The organism is Variovorax atrisoli 110B (genome assembly GCF_000382045.1).
GTDB classification, from domain to species: Bacteria; Pseudomonadota; Gammaproteobacteria; order Burkholderiales; family Burkholderiaceae_C; genus Variovorax; species Variovorax atrisoli.
Map to the genome: position 1 here is coordinate 1 of NZ_KB907477.1, position 20,110 is coordinate 20,110.

Here is a 20,110-nt window from a genome sequence, read left to right on the forward strand (position 1 = left end):
GCCCTTCTTCTTCAGCAGCGCATCCCGCAGCTTGTGCAGCAGCCACATGATGCTGGCCTGGGCCTCCCTGTCCGCCAGCCTCGACAGTTGCCCCCGCAACAGCCGCTTGAAGTCCAGCATCTGCGTGATCACGCCATTGACCCTGCTCGCAACCCCATCGGGCAGCTGGCTCGCCGCAGCCTTCGCCACGTAGTTCGCCGACTGCTTCGAGTAGCGCACCGCAGCACCCCACATCCGGCTCCACGTGCTCTGCGTCTTCGGGTCGTGCACCTTGGTCTCTGCCACTGCAGGAGTGCCCACCGTGAACAGGTCCTTCTGCCCCAGAACGCGGCGCAGGATGTCCACCAGGTTGTCGATGATCTTGTCCGCAAGGTCCGCGCAGCTCTTCAGGATGCCGTCGAGCTTGGCGATCGCGCCGTCGATGAACTTGTCCAGTTCCCCCATGATGGTGGCGTTCAGGTGGCCTACCAGCGTGGTGACGATCGCTTCACCCAGGTTCGATGCCGCCGTCTTCAGTTCCTGCTTCACCAGGTGCAGCGTGGGCCTCAGGCTCATGCGCGCAGCCGCCATGCTCGGCGGTATCGGGATCAGCCCGATCAGGTTGATGCCCAGGCTCACCCAGTTCAGGAACGCATCGACGCTGTCCTTGGCCTTCTTCTCGACGATGTTGATGATGTCCAGGAACACATCCACCAGCGCCATGATGTTGCCGACGATCGGGATGCTGCCCAGCACCATCGTCAGCCGCTCCAGCGTCACGTAGCCGCCGCTGAACGAGCGCAGCCAGTCATCTACCGCCTTGCTCGCAGCGGCGACGTCCTCCTTCACGATCGTGTTCAGCGGCGCCACCGCCGTCTGCGGTTCGCGCTCGGTTGCCTGCGGCTTCGAGGCCGCCTCCTGTTCTGCCATTTTTTCTTTTTCTCTCGAACTCTCGTTTCAGGTTGGGTGGCCCACGGGGCCACTGGGGACGCTGAGAGGGTCAGCCTGCGAAGCCCGGCGTCCGGCCTGTGGCGACGGGGTTCGCAGCCGCGGTGGCGATGCCTGGCTGCTTCATCCCGCCGGAAGCGATGCCGCTCATCACGCCGGTGATCGGCACGCCCATCGGGCCGAGCTTGGCGCCGGCCGCCTGGATCGCCATGCCGGTCGCCGCCTGGCTTGCCTGGCCGAGCAGCGCCTTGGCGCCGCCCTGCTGGATCGCCTGCGCCGCGCCCACGGCCTGCTGCGCAACACCGGCCGCCTGGGTGACCTGGTTCAGCGCGCTCGCCGCCTTGCTGCCCATGCCGGCCACGCCCGCAAGAGCGCCTGCTGCACCGCCTGCCGAACCGGTCAGTCCGGCTGCGTTGCCCATGAGGCCGGAGATGCCGGAGATACCGGACACCCCGCCACCCGCTCCGCCCGCACCCGCGCCGGTCGCGCCCTTCGCCTTCCAGTCTTCGGGCGTGCCGTAGTAGCTGCCCTCGTCCCATGGGTCGCGAGGGTCCTTGCCGAACGTGACCTTGGCGGTGCCGATGGGCAGGCCCGATACCGTCGCGAAGCCGTTGCGGTCGAAGGTGCCCGAATGCGTGCCGCCTTCCGAATCGACCACGTTGAAATCGCCCTGTGCCACGCCCTGGCGCTTTTCGCCGGTCGGCTTGATGTACTGGTGATAGAGGTCGAGCTGCCCCTTGGGTACCGGCTGCGGATTGGGCAGCGCGGGCTTGCCGTCGTTGGCCGGCCCCACGAGGCTGTGGACCGCAGCGTGCTCGCGCCAGGTGCCGGCAGTGCCGTGCTCGATGCCGCCCGAACTCCAGCGGCTGTAGCTGGAGCCGCCGTTGATCACCACTTCTTCCTTCGCCTGTATGGTGATCTTGTTGGCTGTCTGAGTGATGTTGAGCTTGGCCAGTACGTTGACGCTGTCCTTCAGCGCCTTGATGTCGATGTCCGCGCCGGCCGCCACGAGCCGCATGCCGGCCTTGGCGGCGAACATGCGGATCGCGCTCTGCACGCTCACCAGCATGCTCTTGCCCGCGCTCACGCTCGTGTGGCCGCCGCTGGTGAGCGCGGTGTGCTCGTTGCTCACCACATGCGTCGAGCCCTGCGCCACGGTCTGCAGGCCCTTGGCGCTGGCCAGCGTCAGGTGCGACTCCTGGAACTCGGGGAACTCGCCCTGATCGCGGTTGCCGCCCTGGCCCTTGATGGCGTCGTTCTGCTCCTTGATGCTCGCGGTGACCTCGTCCTGGTCGCCCGTTTCATGGGCCTGCGCGCCCTGCGCCAACCCGCTCAGGCCTTCGTGCATATCGCGGGCCTGCGTGAGGCGGCCCACGGTCTCGCCCATGTCGGTGGCATGTGCCTGGGCATTCGGCCGGGCCTCGGTGGTCACCAGCAGACCCTTGCCCGAGCGCAACACGCCATGCCCGTCGGTGCGCAGCTCAAAGCCCTGTCCGCGCGGCTCCTTGCGCCCTGCGGTGTCCTCGATGCGACCGATGTGCCCCACGCTCAGCTGGCTGGACTGGTGGTCGCTGCGCAGCTGCGCCTGGATCTTGCCCTGGGTGTCGTCCAGCACGAGGTGGTTGCCGCGCCCGCCGCCGAGTTCGCGGCTGCGAATGCCCGACAGGTGCTTCTGCCCGGGCAGTTCCCACGACGGCATGGTGTCTGCGTTGTGCACGCAGCCGACCACGATCGGATAGTCGGGGTCGCCGTTGAGGAAGTCGACGATCACCTCCATGCCGACGCGCGGCACGCTGGTCATGCCGAAGGTGGCGCCGGCCCACGCAGTCGACACGCGCAGCCAGCAGCTGGAGTTCTCGTTGTCCTGGCCCAGGCGGTCCCAGTGGAACTGCACCTTGATGCGGCCGTACTGGTCGGTCCAGATCTCCTCGCCCGAAGGTCCCACGACCATCGCCGTCTGCGGGCCCCGCGTGCGCGGCTTGGGCGTGGTGCGCGGCGCCCGCCATGCATAGCTGGTGGGCTGGGCCTCGAAGGCGAAACGCTGCACGGAGCCTTCGGTGCCTTCCGCGCCTTCGCTGGCCTGCAGGTTCTCCTGCAGGTGGTAGCTCACGCCCACGAGCAGGTACTGCTGGTTCTGGTCGGCCTTGGGATGGCCGGTCAGCCGAAGGGTGTGGCCGGTGGCCAGCTCGCGCAAATTGGCGCGGCCGGTGGCGCGGCTGCGCTGGCTCAGCTGTTCTTCGTTGCGGATGCGCGCATAGGTCTCGCCGTCGCCGTGCTGCACGAAGCCGCCGGGCCATTCGTAGTTCTCGTAGGCATCGTGGTCGTGCCCCGGAGGCATCTGCCGCAGGTGCGAGAGCTCGGCCTTGGGCTTCTCGAAGTCGTAGTCGTCGTTGTAGTGATGGCCCGAGCGCACCTCCTCGGCGATCTCCCATGCATAGATGCGCTCGCGCTGGCCCATGCCGGATTTCTCCAGCGGGTGATAGCGAACCTCCTCGCCGCCGGGCAGCGGGCTGTGGGAGTTGGCGATGTCGTCGGCGAACACGAGCACCTGCTGGCTGGCCTCGTGCCGGAAGTGGTAGTAGATGCCTTCGAGCTCGCACAGGCGCGAGATGAAGTCGAAGTCGCTCTCGTGGTACTGCACGCAGTAGTCCCAGCGCCGGTAGTCGCCGCGGCTGAGTTTCTGCTCGACGGGATGGCCGTAGCGCCCGAGCACTTCCATGACGATCTCGGGCACGCTCTTGCCCTGGAAGATGCGGAAGTCGGTGCGCCGCGTGGCCAGCCACAGCCAGGGACGAATGCGCAGGCGGTAGAAGGAATGGCGCGAATCCTCCTGCTGCAGTCCGAACCGGGTGGCGATGCCACCCAGGTAGCGCACGCCGCCTTCGGTTTCCACCACCACGTTGCAGCTCTTGCCGAGCAGACTCTTCGGATCGATGGCATTGCTGTTGCCCAGCAGCTCGATATCGAAGGCGTACAGCTGGCTCAGCGCTTCACGGCCTACCAGCTGACGGAACTGCAGCGCCTCGCCGGCGGGCGTCTCGATGCTGACGCGCCGGCTCATTGCGGCGCTTCGGCTTGCAGATAAAACAAACCGATTAATTGAAATTCAACAGTTACAGATATCGTTTTCAAATTGAGCGGCATACCCGCCTCCCTGACGCATATTTTCACAATTATTCTAAATGCTGATTTCTGCCGAGCCCGCGCAATTGAATTGCCCAAGCAATTGAGCATAAAGTTTCAATTGCCAAATCTCTGTACCCAGGAGGGCACTGGCAAAAGACACGGCGATTGGACAATTCGACTTCTGGCAATAGGCCCGGGCTTCAGAAATGCGTGTCAAAGGGCACAAAGCCGATGTGCGGCTGCGTTTCCAGTATCGAAGCTCTTGTTCGATCCCGAGACGCGCTGGGTGGCGTCCTCCAGCACCCTTCTCAGGCCCTGCTCGCCCGCTCCATCCCATCCAGCTTCATCACCCGCCATGCACACACGCTGCCGAGCACGGCCAGCAGGGCCGCAGCCGCGAACATCGTGCGGTATCCAACGGCCTGCGCGACCGCGCCTCCGAGCAGAACGCCGAGCACCCCACCGAATCCGTAGCCGATGACCGTGAACAGCGCCTGCCCTCGCCCGCGCAGGTGACCGGGAAAGCGACGCGACACCATGGCGATGCAAGTCGTGTGGTGTGCCGCGAAACTCAGCGCATGAAGCCACTGCGCCACGATGAGCGCGGCGATCCATCCGCCCAGGCCGGCGGTCAGCCCCAGCCGCGCCACGGCTGCGATACCGCACACCAGCATCCAGCGCGGCATCGGCATCAGGCCGATGAGCCTGCCCTGCAGGAAGAACCACACGATCTCCGCGACCACAGAGAGCGCCCACAGCAGCCCGATGGTGCTCTTGCCGTAGCCGATCGAGTCGAGGTAGAGCGAGAAGAACGCATACACCGAGAAGTGCGACATCACCTGGAAGAAGAGCGACGCGAAGAACCACTGCACCGCCCGGCTGCGCAGCACCGGCCCGATGGGCTCCCGCACGGTGCCGTGCGCCGCAGGAGGCTCGCGCACGTCGGGCAGCTTCATGGTCGCGATCAGCACGATGGCCAGCGTGCCCGCCGCCCATGCCGGAAAGTGCTTCATGCCGAAGCGGTCGAACCACTCGCCCGCCACGAACACCGTGAGCAGGAAGCCGGCCGAACCGCACAGCCGGATGCGCCCGTAGCGGCCCCAGTCGCCGGCCACGAGCTGCGCCATCGCTGCTTCGGTGAGCGACATCATCGAGCTGGTGTGGGTGAACATCACGAGCAGCACCAGCGCGAGCCACCAGGCACCGCCGTTCCACCACAGCCCGAACGAGCTGGCCAGCGCCACCGCCGCGCTGAAGCGCAGCAGCTTCACGCGCTGCCCCGTGTGGTCGCTGAGCGCGCCCCAGGCATAGGGCGCGAACACGCGCGTGATCGACTGCACCGAGGCCAGCAGGCTGATGGTGAAGATCGGCAGCCCCAGGTCCTTCAGCCACAGCGGCAGGTAGGGGTTGAAGAAACCGATGTGCGCGAAATAGCTGGCCGACAGGCCAGCGAATGCCAGCAGGTGGCCGCGTTTGGCAGCGGCCACTGGTGGCGGGGCGGACACTAGAGGAAGGACGCCTGCGGCGACGCGGCTTCTGCCTTGCTGCCCGTGCCCGGGGTGGCCTGCGGCACGTCGCCGCACTGCCCGCGATTGCGCAGCACGTGCTCGATCACCACCAGCGCCAGCATGGCTTCGGCGATCGGCGTCGCACGGATGCCCACGCAAGGATCGTGGCGGCCCTTGGTGACGACCTCGACGGGGTTGTTGTGGATGTCGATGGACTGGCGCGGGCTGATGATCGAGCTGGTGGGCTTGATCGCGATGCTCACCTCCAGGTCTTGCCCGGAGCTGATGCCGCCGAGGATGCCGCCCGCGTTGTTGGTGACGAAGCCGGTGGGCGTGATCGAGTCGCCGTGAGTGGTGCCGCGCTGGGTGACGCTGTCGAAGCCGGCACCGATCTCCACCGCCTTCACCGCATTGATGCCCATCATCGCGTAGGCGATCTCGGCGTCGAGCTTGTCGAAGAGCGGCTCGCCCAGCCCCACGGGCACGTTCGTGGCGGTGACGCGAAGGCGCGCGCCGCACGAGTCGCCCGCCTTGCGCAGGCGGTCCATGTAGTCTTCGAGCGCGCTCACGTCGGCGATGGGGGCGAAGAAGGGGTTGTTCGGCACGTGGTCCCAGCTCTCGAAGGAAATGGCGATCTCGCCGATCTGCGTCATGCAGCCGCGAAAGACCATGCCGTACTTCTCGGCCAGCCACTTCTTGGCGACTGCGCCGGCGGCGACCATGGGCGCCGTCAGCCGCGCCGAGGAGCGCCCGCCGCCGCGGGGGTCGCGAATGCCGTATTTCTTGAAGTAGGTGAAGTCGGCGTGGCCCGGTCGGAACTGCTGGGCGATCTGGCCGTAGTCCTTGCTGCGCTGGTCGGTGTTCTGGATCAGCAGGGCGATGGGTGTGCCGGTGGTCTTGCCTTCGTACACGCCGGAGAGGATCTGTACCGTGTCGGGCTCGTTGCGCTGCGTCACGTGTCGGCTGGTACCGGGGCGGCGACGGTCCAGGTCGCCCTGGATGTCCGCCTCGCTGAGTTCCATGCCCGGGGGGCAGCCATCGATGACGCAGCCGATGGCCGGGCCATGCGACTCGCCGAAATTGGTGACCGCGAAAAGATTGCCGAAGGTATTGCCGCTCATGGCCGGGATTATCCCGCCAAAGCGCTCCCCTCTCAGTCGGTCGTGCTCTCCAGGCGCTTGGACAGGGCCGACACCTGAAGCTCGATGGCGAAGAGCCGCTCGTTCAGCACCGCCGTCTGGAGCCGGATCGCCTCGATGATGGCCTTGGTCTGCGGGTCGGCCGTGCTGTCGCAGAGTTCGGCCAGGTCATGCAGCTTCTTGCGCAGTTCGTTGCTCATGGGAAGGCTCCGGTGATCGCGTCGAGGGAACCCCAGTATGGGGTTTGGAAGGCGCTGCGGCAATGCGGCGGCACCCGGGTCCGCTTCAGCCAGCCGCCGGGCTCAGCCAGCCCTGCAGCTTGACGAGCGCGCCGCTCCAGCCGTGCTCATGCGCATCGCGTGCGGCTTGGTCGAAGAACTGCTCGTGGATCAGCACCAGCTCGCAGCCATCGGCATCGGGCTCGATGCGCAACGTGACGCGCGACTCGCGCTCCGGCGTGCTGTGCCAGGCCCAGCTGAAGACCAGCTTGCGCTCGGGCACGACCTCGAGGTAAGTGCCGCTCACGTCGTGCGTCTCGCCGTCGTCGGCCAGCATCGCCACGCGAAAGCGGCCGCCCACGCGCAGGTCGACCTCGGCGATCGGCACCGAAACGATCTCCCCGGGCCCGAACCAGAGCATCAGCGCCTGCGGGTCGGTCCACGCGCGCCAGAGCTTGTCGGGCGAGACGCGGTAGTGCCGTCGGAGGGTGAGCGAGGGGCGTCCGGCGTCGCCGGCGGAAGGTTTCTCCATTCGGTCTCCTCCTGGTGATAGAGAAAGCGCGAGAGCGCATCGAGGCGCCCGTTCCAGAACTTCTCGTACCGCGACAGCCACACTGCGGCCTCCTGCATGGGCCGGGGCGAGAGTTCGCAGCGCACGATGCGGCCCTCCTTCGTGCGGGAGATGAGGCCGGCGTCTTCCAGCACGCGCAGGTGCTTCATGAACCCCGTGAGGGACATGTCGTGCGGCTCGGCCAGCTCGGTCACGCTGAGGGTGCGTTCGCCAAGGGCTTCGAGCACGGCGCGCCGGGTGGAATCGGAAAGCGCAGCGAAGACTGCGTCGAGCGCTTCGGCGTCGGGTCGGGCTGTTGACTGAACCATGCGGTTGAGTATCAAAAAGGTCCGGGAGGCCGTCAAGTCATGCTTCGAGCCATGCGACCATGTTGCCCATCGCCCAATCACGAACAGACAGAGGAAGCATCCGATGACCGAACTGCGCCAGCCATATCCTCCGATCGAGCCCTACGAAAGCGGCATGCTCGACGTGGGCGACGGCCACCAGATCTACTACGAGCGCTGCGGCACGCCCGGTGCCAAGCCGGCCGTGTTCCTGCACGGCGGGCCCGGCGGCGGCATCTCGCCGGAGCACCGCCGGCTGTTCGATCCCGCGCGCTACGACCTGACCCTGTTCGACCAGCGCGGCTGCGGCCGCTCGCTGCCGCATGCAGGCCTGGAAGCCAACACGACCTGGCACCTGGTCGCCGACATCGAGCGCCTGCGCGAGCGCGCCGGCGTCGACAAGTGGCTGGTGTTCGGCGGCTCGTGGGGCTCCACGCTCGCCCTCGCCTACGCCCAGAAGCACCCCGAGCGCGTGAGCGAACTGGTGCTGCGCGGCATCTACACCGTGACCCGTGCGGAGCTGCAGTGGTACTACCAGTTCGGCGTGTCGGAGATGTTCCCCGACAAGTGGGAGAAGTTCCAGGCGCCCATTCCCGAGGCCGAGCGCGGCGACATGATCGCCGCCTACCGCAAGCGGCTCACCGGTGACGACCCGGTCGTGCGGATCGAGGCGGCACGCGCCTGGAGCGTGTGGGAGGCCGAGACCATCACCCTGCTGCCGAGCCCCGGGCTTGCCCAGTCCCACGCCGAAGATCATTTCGCACTGGCCTTCGCACGGCTGGAGAACCACTACTTCGTGCACGACGCCTGGCTGGAGGAAGGCCAACTGCTGCGCGACGCGCATCGGCTGCACGGCATCCCCGGCGTGATCGTGCACGGCCGCTACGACATGCCCTGCCCTGCGCGCTACGCCTGGGCGCTGCACAAGGCGTGGCCGGAGGCGGAGTTCCATCTGATCGAAGGCGCAGGGCACGCCTATTCGGAGCCCGGCATCCTCGACCGGCTGCTGCGCGCGACCGATGGTTTCGCCAGCCGCTGAGCCGCTCGTCCACAGCCCTGCGCGGGAACGCTTTATGCGTGCTGCACTGCAACACCCACCACCTGCGAAGGAGCGCCCCATGCTGGACCGTACCGCCACCCAGTTCTCCCACGTGAAGCCCGGTGACACCGAATTCGTGTCGGGTGGTCTGCGTGACTTCTTCCTCTATCGCGACCTGGGCGTGGCGGAGGCCACCAACGGCAAGGTGATCGCGCATCTGGTCAAGGCCAACATGGCACCGGAAACGGGCACCGGCTGGCACCGCCATGAGGCGGACTTCCAGATCGTGATCATGGTCAAGGGCTGGGCCCGTTTCATGTACGAGGACAAGGAAACCCTGGTCGAGGCCGGCGACGTGGTGCACCAGCGCCCGGGCATCCGCCACTTCCTGTTCGACTACTCGCCCGACATGGAGTACCTGGAGATCGTCTCGCCCGCGGACTTCAAGAGCATCGACGTGGAGCCGGTGTGCGAGGTGCCGGCGCCTACGCCCTGGAAGTGAAACCGGGTCTGTCGCCCGGAAGACGGCGGGCCTGAAGCCGACGGCAGGAAACCTGTCTTCCACCTGACCTCCACGGTAAAGAAGGCGAGCTGTCTCCTCAGCCAGACACCAGGGGCAAGCAAGCCACAAACGAGAGTCATTCGCAGCCAGAATCCCGGCCGGTGGTGCTTTTGTCCGCACCTTCCGAGATTCGACGATGACCAGCACCTCACTTCCCTCGCGTCGCCGCACGCCGGTCGCACTCGCCCTGATCGGCCTGTGCGCCTCTCCCCTTCCCGCCGCCTTCGCCCAGCAGCAGCAACAGCAGCCGCCACGACAGGAACAGGCCACCCAGTCCTCCCCCGCTCCCGGCACCTCGGTCCCCGGCACGCTGCGTGAAGTGCAGGTCCAGGGCGCCCAGGACAAGGACAGCTTCGGCGCCAACGCGTCCTCGCTGAACCGTCTGCCGGCCGACCTGCGCGATGCGCCGCAATCCATCACCGTGATCAACCAGGCAGTGATGCAGTCGCAGGGCGCGACCTCGCTGGCGAGCGCGCTGCGCAACGTGCCGGGCCTCACGATCGGCGGCGCCGAAGGCGGGCAGATCGGCACCAACATCAACCTCAACGGCTTCTCGGCGCGCACCGACATCTATCTCGACGGCGCACGCGATCGCGCCCAGTACTACCGCGACACCTTCGCGCTCGAGTCGGTCGAGGTGCTGATGGGGCCGTCGTCGATGCTGTTCGGGCGCGGCTCCACCGGCGGCGTGATCAACCAGGTCACCAAGAAGCCTTCGCTCACGCCCGCGGGCGAGGTCTCGGTGTCGGCGAGCACCACCGGCCTCGTGCGCTCGACCATCGACGTCAACCGTCCGATGTCCGACACCTCGGCCTTCCGCATCGCGGCCATGGGCCAGCAGGGCGACGCCAGCACGCGGGAGCAGACGAAGCTGAAGGACTTCGGCCTCGACGCCTCGCTGAAGTTCGGCATCAACACGCCCACGCAGGTCACGCTCTCGGCGCTGGTGCAGCACAACCGCGACCAGCCCGACTACGGCCTGCCGCCGCTGAACGGCCATCCGGTGAAGGTCGACCGCGACATGGCGTACGGCTTCAAGGACGACCGCACCATCTCCGACATCCAGGCCTTCAGCGCGGTGGTGCAGCACAAGCTCACGCCCGATACCTCGATCCGCAACCAGACGCAATACAACGACGTGACCACCGATGCGCGCGAGACGGCGCCGCAGAGCATCGGCACGCTGTCGGCCAAGGGCGTGTTCACGCCCTTTTCCACTGGCACCACGGCCGTGCCGGCGGCCGCGTTCTCTGCGCTGCCGCTCGACACGCTGTGGGTGCGCCAACAGAGCCATGACCGCAGGATCCGCGACAAGTCGCTGTTCAACCTGACCGAGCTCAACACGAAGTTCGCCACCGGCTCCATCAAGCACACGCTGCTCGCGGGGCTTGAGTTGGGCCACGACACCTACGCCAACCAGGCCTACTACCGCAACGGCAGCTGCGCGGGCGTGGCGCTGAACCCGGCCGGCGGCACCAGCGGCTACGCGACCTGCTCTCCGCTGCTCGCGCCCTACCAGGGCGACACGCCGGCCACGGCGCCTTCGCTGCCCGGCAACCTGGCCACCGCACACGCGACCACCGTGGCCGGCTACGTGAACGACACCATCGAGCTGACCCCGCAGTGGAAGCTGGTGGCCGGCGTGCGGCAGGACCACTACAGCGCACGCATCTACAACACCATCCCGACCGCGACCACGCTCGCCACAGAGAGCCAGACCGTCGACTTCACCAGCGTGCGCGCCGGCGCGATCTGGCAGCCCACGCCCGAGCAGTCGTACTACGTGTCGTACAGCACCTCGTTCAACCCCTCGCTCGAGCAGCTCGTGGCCACCACCGGCGCCACGCAGCCGCTGCCGCCGCAGAAGAACAAGGCCTACGAGCTCGGCGGCAAGTGGGACTTCAACAACGGCAATCTGTCGCTGACCGCCGCGGCCTTCCAGATCACGCAGACCAACGCGCGCTCGCAGAACAGCGACGGCACCTACAGCGCGACCGGCACCGTGCGCGTAAACGGCGCGCGCGCAGGCGTCGCGGGCCGCGTCACCGACAAGCTGCAGCTCTTCGGTGCCTACACGCACCTGGACGCGACCATCGTCGACGGCATCGCACCGGGCACGCTCGGCAAGGTGCCCGCCAACACGCCGAAGGATGCGGCCAGCCTGTGGGCCACGTACGCGATCACGCCCGAGTGGGAGATCGGCGGCGGCACCACCTACAGCGCGAAGCGATTCGCCAACAACACGGACCTGGTGCAGGTCGGCGGCTACGTGCGGCTGGACGCGATGCTGGCTTACCATCAGCCGAAGTACGACATCCGGCTGAACCTGTTCAACCTGGCCAACCGGCACTACTACGACGCGCTGATCCCCTCGGACGGCGGCCGCGCGGTGCCGGGCTCGGGCCGAGTCGCCACGCTGTCGTTCACCTACCGGCTCTGACGGGGCCTCGCAAGCGCCTCAAAGCGCATCGGAAAGAAAGGCACGCCATGCTGGTCTGCATTCCCGGCATCCTCGACCGCGAGGCGCTCGCGGCGGTCCGCTCGCGCCTCGAAGCCGCGGGCGACGCATGGGTCGACGGCCGCGTCACCGCGGGCCACCAGGGCGCGCCGGTCAAGTTCAACCAGCAGATCGACGAAGGCTCGCAGGTCGCGTTCGAATGCCAGTCCATCGTGGCGAGCGCGCTGGAGCGGCACCCCACCTTCATCAGCGCCGCGCTGCCCAACCTGCTGTATCCGCCGATGTTCAACCGCTACGGCGAGGGCATGCGCTTCGGCCTGCACGTGGACGGCGGCGTGCGCATCGACCCGCGCACCGGCCGCAAGCTGCGCACCGATCTCTCGGCCACGATCTTCCTGTCGGAGGCCGACAGCTACGACGGCGGCGAGCTGCAGATGGAAGACACGCACGGCATGCAGACGGTGAAGCTCGCGGCCGGCGACATGGTGCTCTACCCCGCCACCAGCCTGCACCAGGTGACGCCCATCACCCGCGGCGTGCGGCTCGCGTGCTTCTTCTGGGTGCAGAGCCTCGTGCGCGACGCGGGCGACCGTGCACTGCTCTTCGACATGGACAACGCCATCCAGCGCCTCAACCAGAGCGGCGCCGACGAGTCGGCCCGCCGCACGCTGACCGGGACGTATCACAACCTGCTTCGCAAATGGAGCGACACCTGAGTTGCTTGAACTCCCGCAGCACGCCGGGCGGACAGCAAGTCAGACCACGATCGTGCGGCACCACGCATAGATGCTGCGCGGCTGCCGCTCGAAGATCTCCGGCGAGGTGATCTTGATGGCATCGAACGGCGCCACCTTGAAATTGACCGCCGAGCAGTGCGCCACCAGCCGGGCGCGGCCATCGGCATCGGCTTCCATCACAAGGCCCACGTGGCCGTAGTTCTCGCCGCTCCCCGCCTTCGGGTAGACGACGAGAGCGCCCGGAGTGGCCCGGGCTCGCCGTTCGAAGCGCACGCCGGCGCCCATGGCATCGGCCCAGATGCTGTCGGTGTAGATCCATCCGGCGGCATCCGTGTAAGGCGCCGGATCGCTCTTTCTGCCGAAGCCGAGCGCCCAGCACACGAAGCCCGAGCAGTCGCAGGCGGGCACCACCAGCGCCGGATCGTGCACGTCGAGTCCCGCCGCCTGAGCCAATGGCTCCAGGGCGTGTTGCTGCGCCACGGGAAGCGTCGGCCACAACTGGCCGACCGGCAACGGGCTCGTCGGCGATGCCGCGGCTGCGGACCGCCCACCCTCTCCGAGCCAGTAGACAGTGCCCTGCCCACAGGCCGAATGCGCACGCTCCAGGACATCGTCAACTCGGTACATACGGCTCCTTTGGGCTCTTCTTCCGAAAATAACCGGGGCGCCGCCGGCTGGCGATACCGCATAAGCGCTATGGATCGACGGCGAACGACGGCAAAGAATGGAGTCATACACCGCGCCCGAACAGCCTGGAGTGGGAATGAAAATCCGCGTGCTGATAGTCGAGGACGAGCCGGAATTCATGCGCCGGTTCTCCACCGCCGTGCTGGCCGACCCAGGACTTTCACTGACGGCATCGGTATCGACCGGTGCCGCGGCGATGGCGCTGCTGGCGGCCCAGCCTCCGGACGTACTGCTGCTCGACCTCGGCCTGCCGGACATGGATGGCACCGAGCTGATCCGCCACATCGCCATTCACCACCCCGCATGCGACGTGCTCGTGGTGACCATGTTCGGCGACGACCAGCATGTGATCGCCGCGCTGGAAGCCGGTGCGACCGGCTACCTGCTCAAGGACGCGGGCGCGGACCGCATCGCCACCAGCATCCATGAGCTACACGCAGGCGGTTCACCCATCAGCCCGGGCATCGCGCGCCGCATCCTGGCACGGATGCGCACGTCCACGAGCCTGCCGCGCAACGAAAGCCCGCGGGATGCGGTGCTGACGCCGCGCGAGACGGAATTGCTGCGCCTCACGGCCAAGGGCCTCAGCTTCGACGCCATCGGACAGCTCCTGCAGATCTCGCCCCACACCGTGGTGGCGCACGTCAAGAAGATCTATCGCAAGCTGGCGGTGCACTCGCGGGGGGAGGCTGTCTACGAGGCCAGCCAGATGGGACTGCTGTGACATGGTCGGGACTGCGGCGCCTGCTGCTGGCGCTGATCGCGCTGGTCATCGTCGGCGGCACCGCTGCCGCCTCCACAAGGAGCATCGGGCAGGCGGATGAATCCGTCGCGTCGCCGCAGCACGCATTGCGCCTGGACGCCTCCCAGCTCACTCCGCCCGCGCCCGATGCCCCGTGGCAAAGCGTGGAGCTCCCCAGCGTCGCGCCGCACCCCGGTGCGGTCCCGCAGGGCCCCGCCTGGTTCCGCATCGACTTCCGGCGCGAGAGCGCATCGCCCCGGCCCTGGGCCGTCTATCTGCCGTACCTGTATGGCGGCGGACAGGTCTGGCTCAACGGCCAGCAGGTGGCCAGCGTGCCGGAATCGACGCCCCAGCTGCGCGTGCGATGGGAGCGCCCGCATCTGCTGCCCTTGCCCGACAACATCCTGCGCGACGGCGCCAACGAGCTGATGGTGCGTGCGGTACCGGCGCAGGGCGAACACAGCCTGCGCTTCCCGCGCGTGGACATCGGCCCCCTGGTCGCACTGAACGAAGCGAACGACCGCCGCGAGTTCTGGGTGCGGACCACACCGCAACTGACCGTGCTGGCGTGCCTGATCGTCTCCGCATTCGTCCTGTTCATCTGGTGGAGGCGCCCGCGCGAAGTTCTCTATGGGTTGTTCGGGCTCGCGACCGTGTTCTGGGGCATCCGTACGCTGACCTTCGTGATCGAGGCGGTGCCGGTGGAGCGCTGGCATCTCTGGCGGCTCGTCTATCTGGCCGCCACCGGCGGCTTCGTGGTCGTCATGGCGCTCTTCGCCATGCGCTTCGCCGGCCTGCGGCATCGGGGCCTCGAATACGCGCTGGCGGCGTACTGGCTGATCGGCCCGGCATGGCTGCTGCTCGCCGGCCCGGCGGGCGAGCCGCTCGTCAACCGCGTGTGGAGCGGCGGCCTGATACCCATCGGCAGCGGGATCATCGCCGTCTCGTTCTGGGCCGTATGGCGCCAGCGCACATGGGCTTCGGCGGTGATGCCGATCGTGCTCACGCTGGCAACGCTCGCGGGTGTGCACGACTACCTGATCGCGTGGGATACGGCGCTCGTCGAGCGCCTGCTGCCGGGCTGGTCGGGGCATCGCCTCTTCATGCTGCACCACGCCGCCAATCTTCTGCTGCTGACGATGGGTGCGCTGTTGTCGTTGCGCTTCACCAGGGCGCTTGCCTCGCTGGAGCAGCTCAACGCGTCGCTGGAGTCGCGCGTGGCCGACCGCGAGCGCAGCCTTTCCGAGAACTACCTCCGCCTGGCGGCGCTGGAGCGGCAGAACGCCGCCGCCGAGGAGCGGCAACTCATCATGCGCGAGATCCACGATGGTCTCGGCTCGAAGCTCTTCACTTCGCTGTCGCGCGTGGAGCGAGGCGACATGGATCGCACGCAGATCGAGGAGTCGCTGCGGGCCTGCATTGCCGACATGCGGCTGGCGCTGGACGCACTCGCGCCGGAAGACCACGACCTGCGCACCGCCCTGGGCGACTTCCTGTTCCGCTGGCAGGGCGAACTCGAAGCGGCGGGCGTACGAACCTCCTGGACCATCGACATGCCCGAGGACGCTGCGGGCGTGCCGCCCCACACGACGCTGCAGATACTGCGCATCGCACAGGAGGCGCTGACCAACGTCGTGAAGCATGCCCAAGCGCGGCAGGTGAAGCTTCGCCTGCAGCAGGCGGGCGGGCTGTTGCGGCTGGAGATCCAGGACGACGGCCTTGGCGCCGGCACCGGTCCGGGCGGGCAAGGGCGCGGCGTCGTCAACATGCACGCGCGGGCGCAGCGGCTCGGCGGCACCTTCGAACTGCGCCGGGACGCGCATGGAACCTGTGTCGTGCTGAGCGCACCTCTCGCCTCCTCGGCCGCCTGAGCCGAAGACACCTCCACGCGAAGCGCGGCCATCCCGCGAACACGCGATGGCCAGGCCCGAAGGCGGTATTCCAGGGCCGCACTGCGACTCCTACATTGGTGCCCATGCCCGAGCATCACATTCCAGAGGAGAAGAAGCCCATGGCCCCGCAATTCACGCCCGCCGAGGAAACGCTGTCGAAAGTCGGCCGCTGGCTGCTGGCGATCGCGGTGGCCACGCTTGCGGCGCTGATCCTCTGGATGTCCGGGTGCTGTGACCGGCTGCCGCTCCATGGCGGAAACGGCCTGCCGCAACACGCCGGGGAGCGGGTCGCATGAACTTCCTCGGCGATCTGCAGCCTTCGGCCACGCTGATGTCCATCGTGAGCTGGCTCTACCTGGCGACCAACTCCGCGCGCGCCTTCACCTACCTGCCGCAGATCGCCGCCGTCTGGCGCTGCACGGACGGCGCGCGCGCCATCTCGCTCGTGACCTGGAGCTCCTGGGTGCTGGCGAACCTCACCGGCGTGATGTACGGCGCCTGGGTCGTGCGCGACGGTCTCTTCGTCGCGATCTCGGCCATCAACCTCGTGTGTTGCGCCACCGTCGCATTGATCGCCGCGCGCCGCAGGGGCCTGCTCTAGCTGCACCGCGAGACGTCCGCATGAACCCGCTTCAGCACATGCTCCGGTTTCTCGGCCTTCCCGTTCCCGTGCAGGTGCAGGAGGCTGTGCAAGGCAGCCGCGGGAGCAGCGCCTTCGACGGCAGTCCGCCTTCGGTGCGCTCACCTCCATCGGCGCTGCAACCTTCCGTCGAGCAGGCCCTGGCCGAACTCGTGCGACGGAACCAGTTGCTCGAGGACTCCAGCCAGGCGAAAGCCTGCCTCTTCGCCGCTGCGCTTCATGACCTGCGGCAACCACTGCAAGCCCTGATGCTGTTTTCGGAGGCGCTGTCGAGTGCCGATCTCGACGCCAGCCAACTGCACCTGCGCATCGGCCAGATCCGCCAGTCCGTCGACTTTCTCGACCGGCTGCTGACCGGGATGCTGGACCTGGCGCAGATCGACGCTGGCGGCACACGGCCCGCATGCGCCGACCTGCCGCTCGCCCCGCTGTTCGACGAGTTGCGGCATCACTTCCGCGCCGTCGCCGAGTCTCGAGGGGTGCGGCTGGTGGTGCGCCCCACCAGCGCGTGGGCGCGCTGCGACGGCGTCATGCTCACACGGATCCTCAACAACCTGGTGAGCAACGCACTGCGCCATACACACCATGGTGGCGTGCTCGTGGGTGCGCGGCGGCATCGGGAAGGCATTCGCATCGATGTCTGCGACACCGGCATCGGCATTCCTGCGCAGCATCAGGCACGCGTCTTCGAGGCGTTCTACAGGATCGACTCCCCCGAGCGGCCAGCCGCGCACGAATGCGGCCTGGGACTCGGGCTGGCCACGGTGCAGCGGCTGGCCGATCTGCAGGAAGCGAGGGTTCGGCTGCGGTCACGGCCCGGTCGGGGCACGGTGATGTCCGTCGTGCTGCCGGCCTCGGGCGGTCATGCGCACAACCTGTTCGGCAACCGGCGCGATAGCCGAGCTCTTTAAACTTGCCCCGCTCACCAAACCGAAAACAACCGAGGAGAGAGAACTTGCGTATTCAAACCGCCCGCCTGACGGCCGGCGTGCTGCTCGCGTGCGCCGCTTTCGTGGCGCAAACCAGCCAAGCCGCATCGCCGACCACCACCCCGTCCACACCTTCCACTCAGGCCTCGACCGCCAGCTCGCTCGAAGCCGAACAGGACGCCGCCTTCAAGGCCGCAAAAGCCGTGCAGAAGGTCGGCCCCGTCGACATCACGCTGCGCGACCAGGCCCACCTCCACCTGCCCGCCGGCTACGTGTGGGTGCCGACGCCCGCTGCCGCGCAGCTCATGCGCAGCATGGGCAACCGCACCGACGACACCTTCATCGGCGCGATCTTCCCCGCCGACGACGCCGACTGGATGGCGGTGGTGAAGTTCGTGAAGGAGGGCTACATCAAGGACGACGACGCCAAGGACTGGAACGCCGACGACCTGCTCAAGAGCCTGAAGGAAGGCACCGAGGCCGCGAACGAGGAGCGCGCCAAGCGCGGCATCCCGTCCATCGAGGTCACGGGCTGGGCGCAGAAGCCGCAGTACGACGCCTCCTCGCACCGCCTCGTGTGGTCGGCCCTGTCGAAGCGCAAGGGCAGCACCGACGGCAACCAGGGCGTCAACTACAACACCTACGCACTGGGCCGCGAGGGCTACCTGAGCCTGAACCTCATCACCAACGCGAAGGACCTCGACAAGTACAAGCCCGACGCGAGCAAGCTCCTCGGTGCGATCCAGTACGACGACGGGAAGAAGTACGCGGACTTCAACTCGTCCACCGACAAGGTCGCCGCCTATGGGCTGGCCGCACTGGTGGCCGGCGCGGCAGTGAAGAAGCTGGGCCTGTTCGCGGTCATCGCGGCCTTCCTCGCCAAGTTCGCGAAGCTGGCGGTGGTGGCCGGCGGCGCGGCGCTGTGGGGCATCGCGAAGCTGTTCAAGCGCAACGGCTGAGGACCGCGGCGTTCAGCTTCCCTTGAAACTGGGCGCGCGCTTCTCCACGAACGCGGTCACGCCCTCCCGGGCGTCGGCGCTGCCTGCACGTTCGCGCAGCAGCCTGTGTTCCAGCGCAAGGTGCTGCTCGAAGGGCCGGCCGGGCGCGCCCGCGCAGAGCTCCTTGATGCCGGCGAAGGATGCGCTCGCACCACGCGCGAGCCGAGCCGCCAGCGCTTCGGCAGCAGCCGCGAGTTCGTCGTCCGGGTGAAGCGCATCGACCGCACCCCACGCAAGGCAGCGCTGGCTGTCGATGGCATCGCTGAGCATCAGCAGCTGCTGCGCGCGCACCGGCCCCACGCGGCGCGCGAGGAAGTACGAGGCACCCGCATCCGGCGACAGCCCGATGGCCGCATAGCCCGTACGCAGCTTCATCGATTCGGCAGCGAGCACGAAGTCGCCGCACAGTGCCAGCCCCACGCCTGCGCCGCCGACGGATCCGTTCACCGCGACGACCAGCGGCGCAGGGTTGTTCGACAGTCGCAGCAGTGCAGGGTGCAAGCGGTCCAGGATCTCATCGACCAGGGCCGGCAGCGCTTCGCCAGCCGCCACGAACTCGTCGATGTCACCGCCGGCGCAGAACACGCGGCCCTCTCCGGTCAGCAGGATGACGCGCGGCTTGCCCGCCAGCACTTCGTCGATGGCCCGCACCAGCGCGTGGCCGCTGCGAACCCCTATCGCGTTGGCGCGCTCCGGCCGCTTCAGCACGATGCGGCCGATGCCCTCCTCCACGCCCCAGGCGATGCCTTCGGCGGTCTCCATGCTCAGATGCCCGTCAGGCCGCCGCTGCACATCAGCGTCTGGCCGCTCACGTAGTCCGACTCGGGCGCGCACAGGAGGTACACGGCCCCGGCCGCTTCCTCGGGCGTGCCGCCGCGCCCCAGCGGAATCGACTGCTCCATCATCGCCAGCAGCCCCGGGTTGATGCCCACCTTGATCTCGCGCCCCTCGATGTTCGCGGTGGAAGCCTCTGCGGTGCTCGCGGTGAGCCGCGTCTGGATGAAGCCGAAGGCCACGCAGTTGACCGTCACGTTCATGCGGCCCCACTCCTTGGCCAGCGTCTGCGTGAGCCCCACGATGCCGGCCTTGCCCGCCGCGTAGTTCGCCTGCCCCGCATTGCCGAAGAGCCCCGCCACGGACGAGATGTTGACCACCTTGCGCACCACGCGCCGGCCCGCCTCGGTCTCGGCCTTCGACAGCGCGCGGATCACCGGCTGCGCCGCGCGCAGGATGCGGAACGGCGCGGTCAGGTGCACGTCGATCATGGCGTACCACTGCTCGTCGGTCATCTTCTGCACGACGCTGTCCCATGTGTAGCCGGCGTTGTTGACGATGATGTCGAGCCCCTTGAACTCGCTCACCGCCGTGCCGACGAAGCGCTCGGCGAAGTCGGGCGCCGCCACGCTGCCGGTGCATGCCACCGCCTGGCCGCCGGCCGCACGGATTTCCTGCACCGTTTCCTCCGCCGGCTGTGCGTCGAGGTCGTTGACGACGATGCGCGCGCCTTCCGAAGCCAGCTTGAGCGCGATGGCCCGCCCGATGCCGCGGCCCGAGCCGGTGATGAGTGCGACCTTGCCGTCGAGCTTGGGTGTCATGTCCGAGTTCCTTCCT

19 protein-coding genes and 1 pseudogene are annotated in these 20,110 nt (G+C 67.7%); 10 read left to right on the forward strand and 10 right to left on the reverse strand.

Annotation, left to right across the window (positions count from 1 at the left end; all coding sequences use genetic code 11):
* The 7 genes and pseudogenes from G369_RS36855 to G369_RS36860 form a co-directional block, all read right to left on the reverse strand.
* Positions 1-909, reverse strand: a pseudogene (locus tag G369_RS36855) (RHS repeat-associated core domain-containing protein); the annotation flags it as partial.
* A 70-nt stretch (positions 910-979) separates the two neighbouring features.
* The gene (locus tag G369_RS0134470) at positions 980-3,988 is read right to left on the reverse strand and encodes a type VI secretion system Vgr family protein (protein WP_019658629.1); all 3,009 of its coding nucleotides are present in this window, start codon (positions 3,986-3,988) and stop codon (positions 980-982) included.
* Between the two features lie 373 nt (positions 3,989-4,361).
* Entirely contained in the window at positions 4,362-5,540 is a 1,179-nt protein-coding gene (locus tag G369_RS0134475) for an MFS transporter (RefSeq protein ID WP_019658630.1), read from the reverse strand.
* Between the two features lie 17 nt (positions 5,541-5,557).
* Complete coding sequence (gene aroC / locus G369_RS0134480) at positions 5,558-6,682, reverse strand: chorismate synthase (RefSeq protein WP_019658631.1); 1,125 nt, start codon at positions 6,680-6,682, stop codon at positions 5,558-5,560.
* A 32-nt stretch (positions 6,683-6,714) separates the two neighbouring features.
* Positions 6,715-6,900: a hypothetical protein gene (locus G369_RS0134485; protein ID WP_019658632.1), complete on the reverse strand. Its 186-nt coding sequence runs from the start codon at positions 6,898-6,900 to the stop codon at positions 6,715-6,717.
* 85 nt (positions 6,901-6,985) lie between these two features.
* On the reverse strand, positions 6,986-7,450 hold the full coding sequence (locus G369_RS0134490; protein ID WP_019658633.1) for an SRPBCC family protein: 465 nt from the start codon (positions 7,448-7,450) through the stop codon (positions 6,986-6,988).
* Positions 7,339-7,797: an ArsR/SmtB family transcription factor gene (locus G369_RS36860; protein WP_019658634.1), complete on the reverse strand. Its 459-nt coding sequence runs from the start codon at positions 7,795-7,797 to the stop codon at positions 7,339-7,341. The genes G369_RS0134490 and G369_RS36860 overlap by 112 nt, the downstream gene beginning before the upstream one ends.
* 103 nt (positions 7,798-7,900) lie before the next feature.
* Between G369_RS36860 and pip the strand changes: the two genes are divergently transcribed.
* From pip to G369_RS0134510, 4 genes are all read left to right on the forward strand, one after another.
* The gene (pip, locus tag G369_RS0134495; protein WP_019658635.1) at positions 7,901-8,854 is read left to right on the forward strand and encodes a prolyl aminopeptidase; all 954 of its coding nucleotides are present in this window, start codon (positions 7,901-7,903) and stop codon (positions 8,852-8,854) included.
* Positions 8,855-8,933: 79 nt separating this feature from the next.
* Complete coding sequence (locus tag G369_RS0134500; RefSeq protein WP_019658636.1) at positions 8,934-9,356, forward strand: cupin domain-containing protein; 423 nt, start codon at positions 8,934-8,936, stop codon at positions 9,354-9,356.
* A 196-nt stretch (positions 9,357-9,552) separates the two neighbouring features.
* Entirely contained in the window at positions 9,553-11,856 is a 2,304-nt protein-coding gene (locus tag G369_RS0134505) for a TonB-dependent receptor (protein WP_019658637.1), read from the forward strand.
* Positions 11,857-11,903: 47 nt separating this feature from the next.
* Positions 11,904-12,590 (forward strand): Fe2+-dependent dioxygenase, encoded by a 687-nt coding sequence (locus G369_RS0134510; protein WP_019658638.1) that lies wholly within the window; start codon positions 11,904-11,906, stop codon positions 12,588-12,590.
* Between the two features lie 39 nt (positions 12,591-12,629).
* Here the strand turns inward: G369_RS0134510 and G369_RS38950 are convergent, their stop codons facing one another.
* Positions 12,630-13,091, reverse strand: a complete 462-nt coding sequence (locus tag G369_RS38950; protein WP_157773874.1) for a CHAP domain-containing protein — start codon at positions 13,089-13,091, stop codon at positions 12,630-12,632.
* 283 nt (positions 13,092-13,374) lie between these two features.
* Between G369_RS38950 and G369_RS0134520 the strand changes: the two genes are divergently transcribed.
* The 6 genes from G369_RS0134520 (at position 13,375) to G369_RS0134545 (ending at position 18,460) form a co-directional block, all read left to right on the forward strand.
* Entirely contained in the window at positions 13,375-14,022 is a 648-nt protein-coding gene (locus G369_RS0134520) for a response regulator (protein ID WP_019658640.1), read from the forward strand.
* Positions 14,019-15,911: an ATP-binding protein gene (locus tag G369_RS0134525; RefSeq protein ID WP_019658641.1), complete on the forward strand. Its 1,893-nt coding sequence runs from the start codon at positions 14,019-14,021 to the stop codon at positions 15,909-15,911. Before G369_RS0134520 ends, G369_RS0134525 begins: the two co-directional genes overlap by 4 nt.
* Positions 15,912-16,051: 140 nt before the next feature.
* Entirely contained in the window at positions 16,052-16,228 is a 177-nt protein-coding gene (locus G369_RS0134530) for a hypothetical protein (protein WP_157773875.1), read from the forward strand.
* Positions 16,225-16,533, forward strand: coding sequence for a hypothetical protein (locus G369_RS39195; RefSeq protein ID WP_019658643.1), 309 nt, complete (start codon positions 16,225-16,227; stop codon positions 16,531-16,533). The genes G369_RS0134530 and G369_RS39195 overlap by 4 nt, the downstream gene beginning before the upstream one ends.
* 20 nt (positions 16,534-16,553) lie before the next feature.
* Positions 16,554-17,483, forward strand: coding sequence for a sensor histidine kinase (locus G369_RS36865; protein WP_019658644.1), 930 nt, complete (start codon positions 16,554-16,556; stop codon positions 17,481-17,483).
* A gap of 44 nt (positions 17,484-17,527) precedes the next feature.
* Entirely contained in the window at positions 17,528-18,460 is a 933-nt protein-coding gene (locus G369_RS0134545) for a DUF2167 domain-containing protein (protein ID WP_026346872.1), read from the forward strand.
* A gap of 12 nt (positions 18,461-18,472) precedes the next feature.
* On the opposite strand, the gene G369_RS0134550 is transcribed toward G369_RS0134545, so the two are convergent.
* The gene (locus G369_RS0134550; RefSeq protein ID WP_019658646.1) at positions 18,473-19,261 is read right to left on the reverse strand and encodes an enoyl-CoA hydratase/isomerase family protein; all 789 of its coding nucleotides are present in this window, start codon (positions 19,259-19,261) and stop codon (positions 18,473-18,475) included.
* A gap of 2 nt (positions 19,262-19,263) precedes the next feature.
* Positions 19,264-20,094, reverse strand: coding sequence for an SDR family NAD(P)-dependent oxidoreductase (locus tag G369_RS0134555; protein WP_019658647.1), 831 nt, complete (start codon positions 20,092-20,094; stop codon positions 19,264-19,266).
* Between the last annotated feature and the right edge of the window lie 16 nt (positions 20,095-20,110).

Coding starts and splice junctions, on each gene's coding strand:
- G369_RS0134470 (WP_019658629.1), bottom strand. CDS start 3,988: ATGAGCCGGCGCGTCAGCATCGAGACGCCCGCCGGCGAGGCGCTGCAG.
- G369_RS39195 (WP_019658643.1), top strand. CDS start 16,225: ATGAACTTCCTCGGCGATCTGCAGCCTTCGGCCACGCTGATGTCCATC.
- pip (WP_019658635.1), top strand. CDS start 7,901: ATGACCGAACTGCGCCAGCCATATCCTCCGATCGAGCCCTACGAAAGC.
- G369_RS0134490 (WP_019658633.1), bottom strand. CDS start 7,450: ATGGAGAAACCTTCCGCCGGCGACGCCGGACGCCCCTCGCTCACCCTC.
- G369_RS36860 (WP_019658634.1), bottom strand. CDS start 7,797: ATGGTTCAGTCAACAGCCCGACCCGACGCCGAAGCGCTCGACGCAGTC.
- G369_RS0134530 (WP_157773875.1), top strand. CDS start 16,052: ATGGCCCCGCAATTCACGCCCGCCGAGGAAACGCTGTCGAAAGTCGGC.
- aroC (WP_019658631.1), bottom strand. CDS start 6,682: ATGAGCGGCAATACCTTCGGCAATCTTTTCGCGGTCACCAATTTCGGC.
- G369_RS0134485 (WP_019658632.1), bottom strand. CDS start 6,900: ATGAGCAACGAACTGCGCAAGAAGCTGCATGACCTGGCCGAACTCTGC.
- G369_RS0134555 (WP_019658647.1), bottom strand. CDS start 20,094: ATGACACCCAAGCTCGACGGCAAGGTCGCACTCATCACCGGCTCGGGC.
- G369_RS0134550 (WP_019658646.1), bottom strand. CDS start 19,261: ATGGAGACCGCCGAAGGCATCGCCTGGGGCGTGGAGGAGGGCATCGGC.
- G369_RS0134505 (WP_019658637.1), top strand. CDS start 9,553: ATGACCAGCACCTCACTTCCCTCGCGTCGCCGCACGCCGGTCGCACTC.
- G369_RS0134510 (WP_019658638.1), top strand. CDS start 11,904: ATGCTGGTCTGCATTCCCGGCATCCTCGACCGCGAGGCGCTCGCGGCG.
- G369_RS0134500 (WP_019658636.1), top strand. CDS start 8,934: ATGCTGGACCGTACCGCCACCCAGTTCTCCCACGTGAAGCCCGGTGAC.
- G369_RS36865 (WP_019658644.1), top strand. CDS start 16,554: ATGAACCCGCTTCAGCACATGCTCCGGTTTCTCGGCCTTCCCGTTCCC.
- G369_RS0134520 (WP_019658640.1), top strand. CDS start 13,375: ATGAAAATCCGCGTGCTGATAGTCGAGGACGAGCCGGAATTCATGCGC.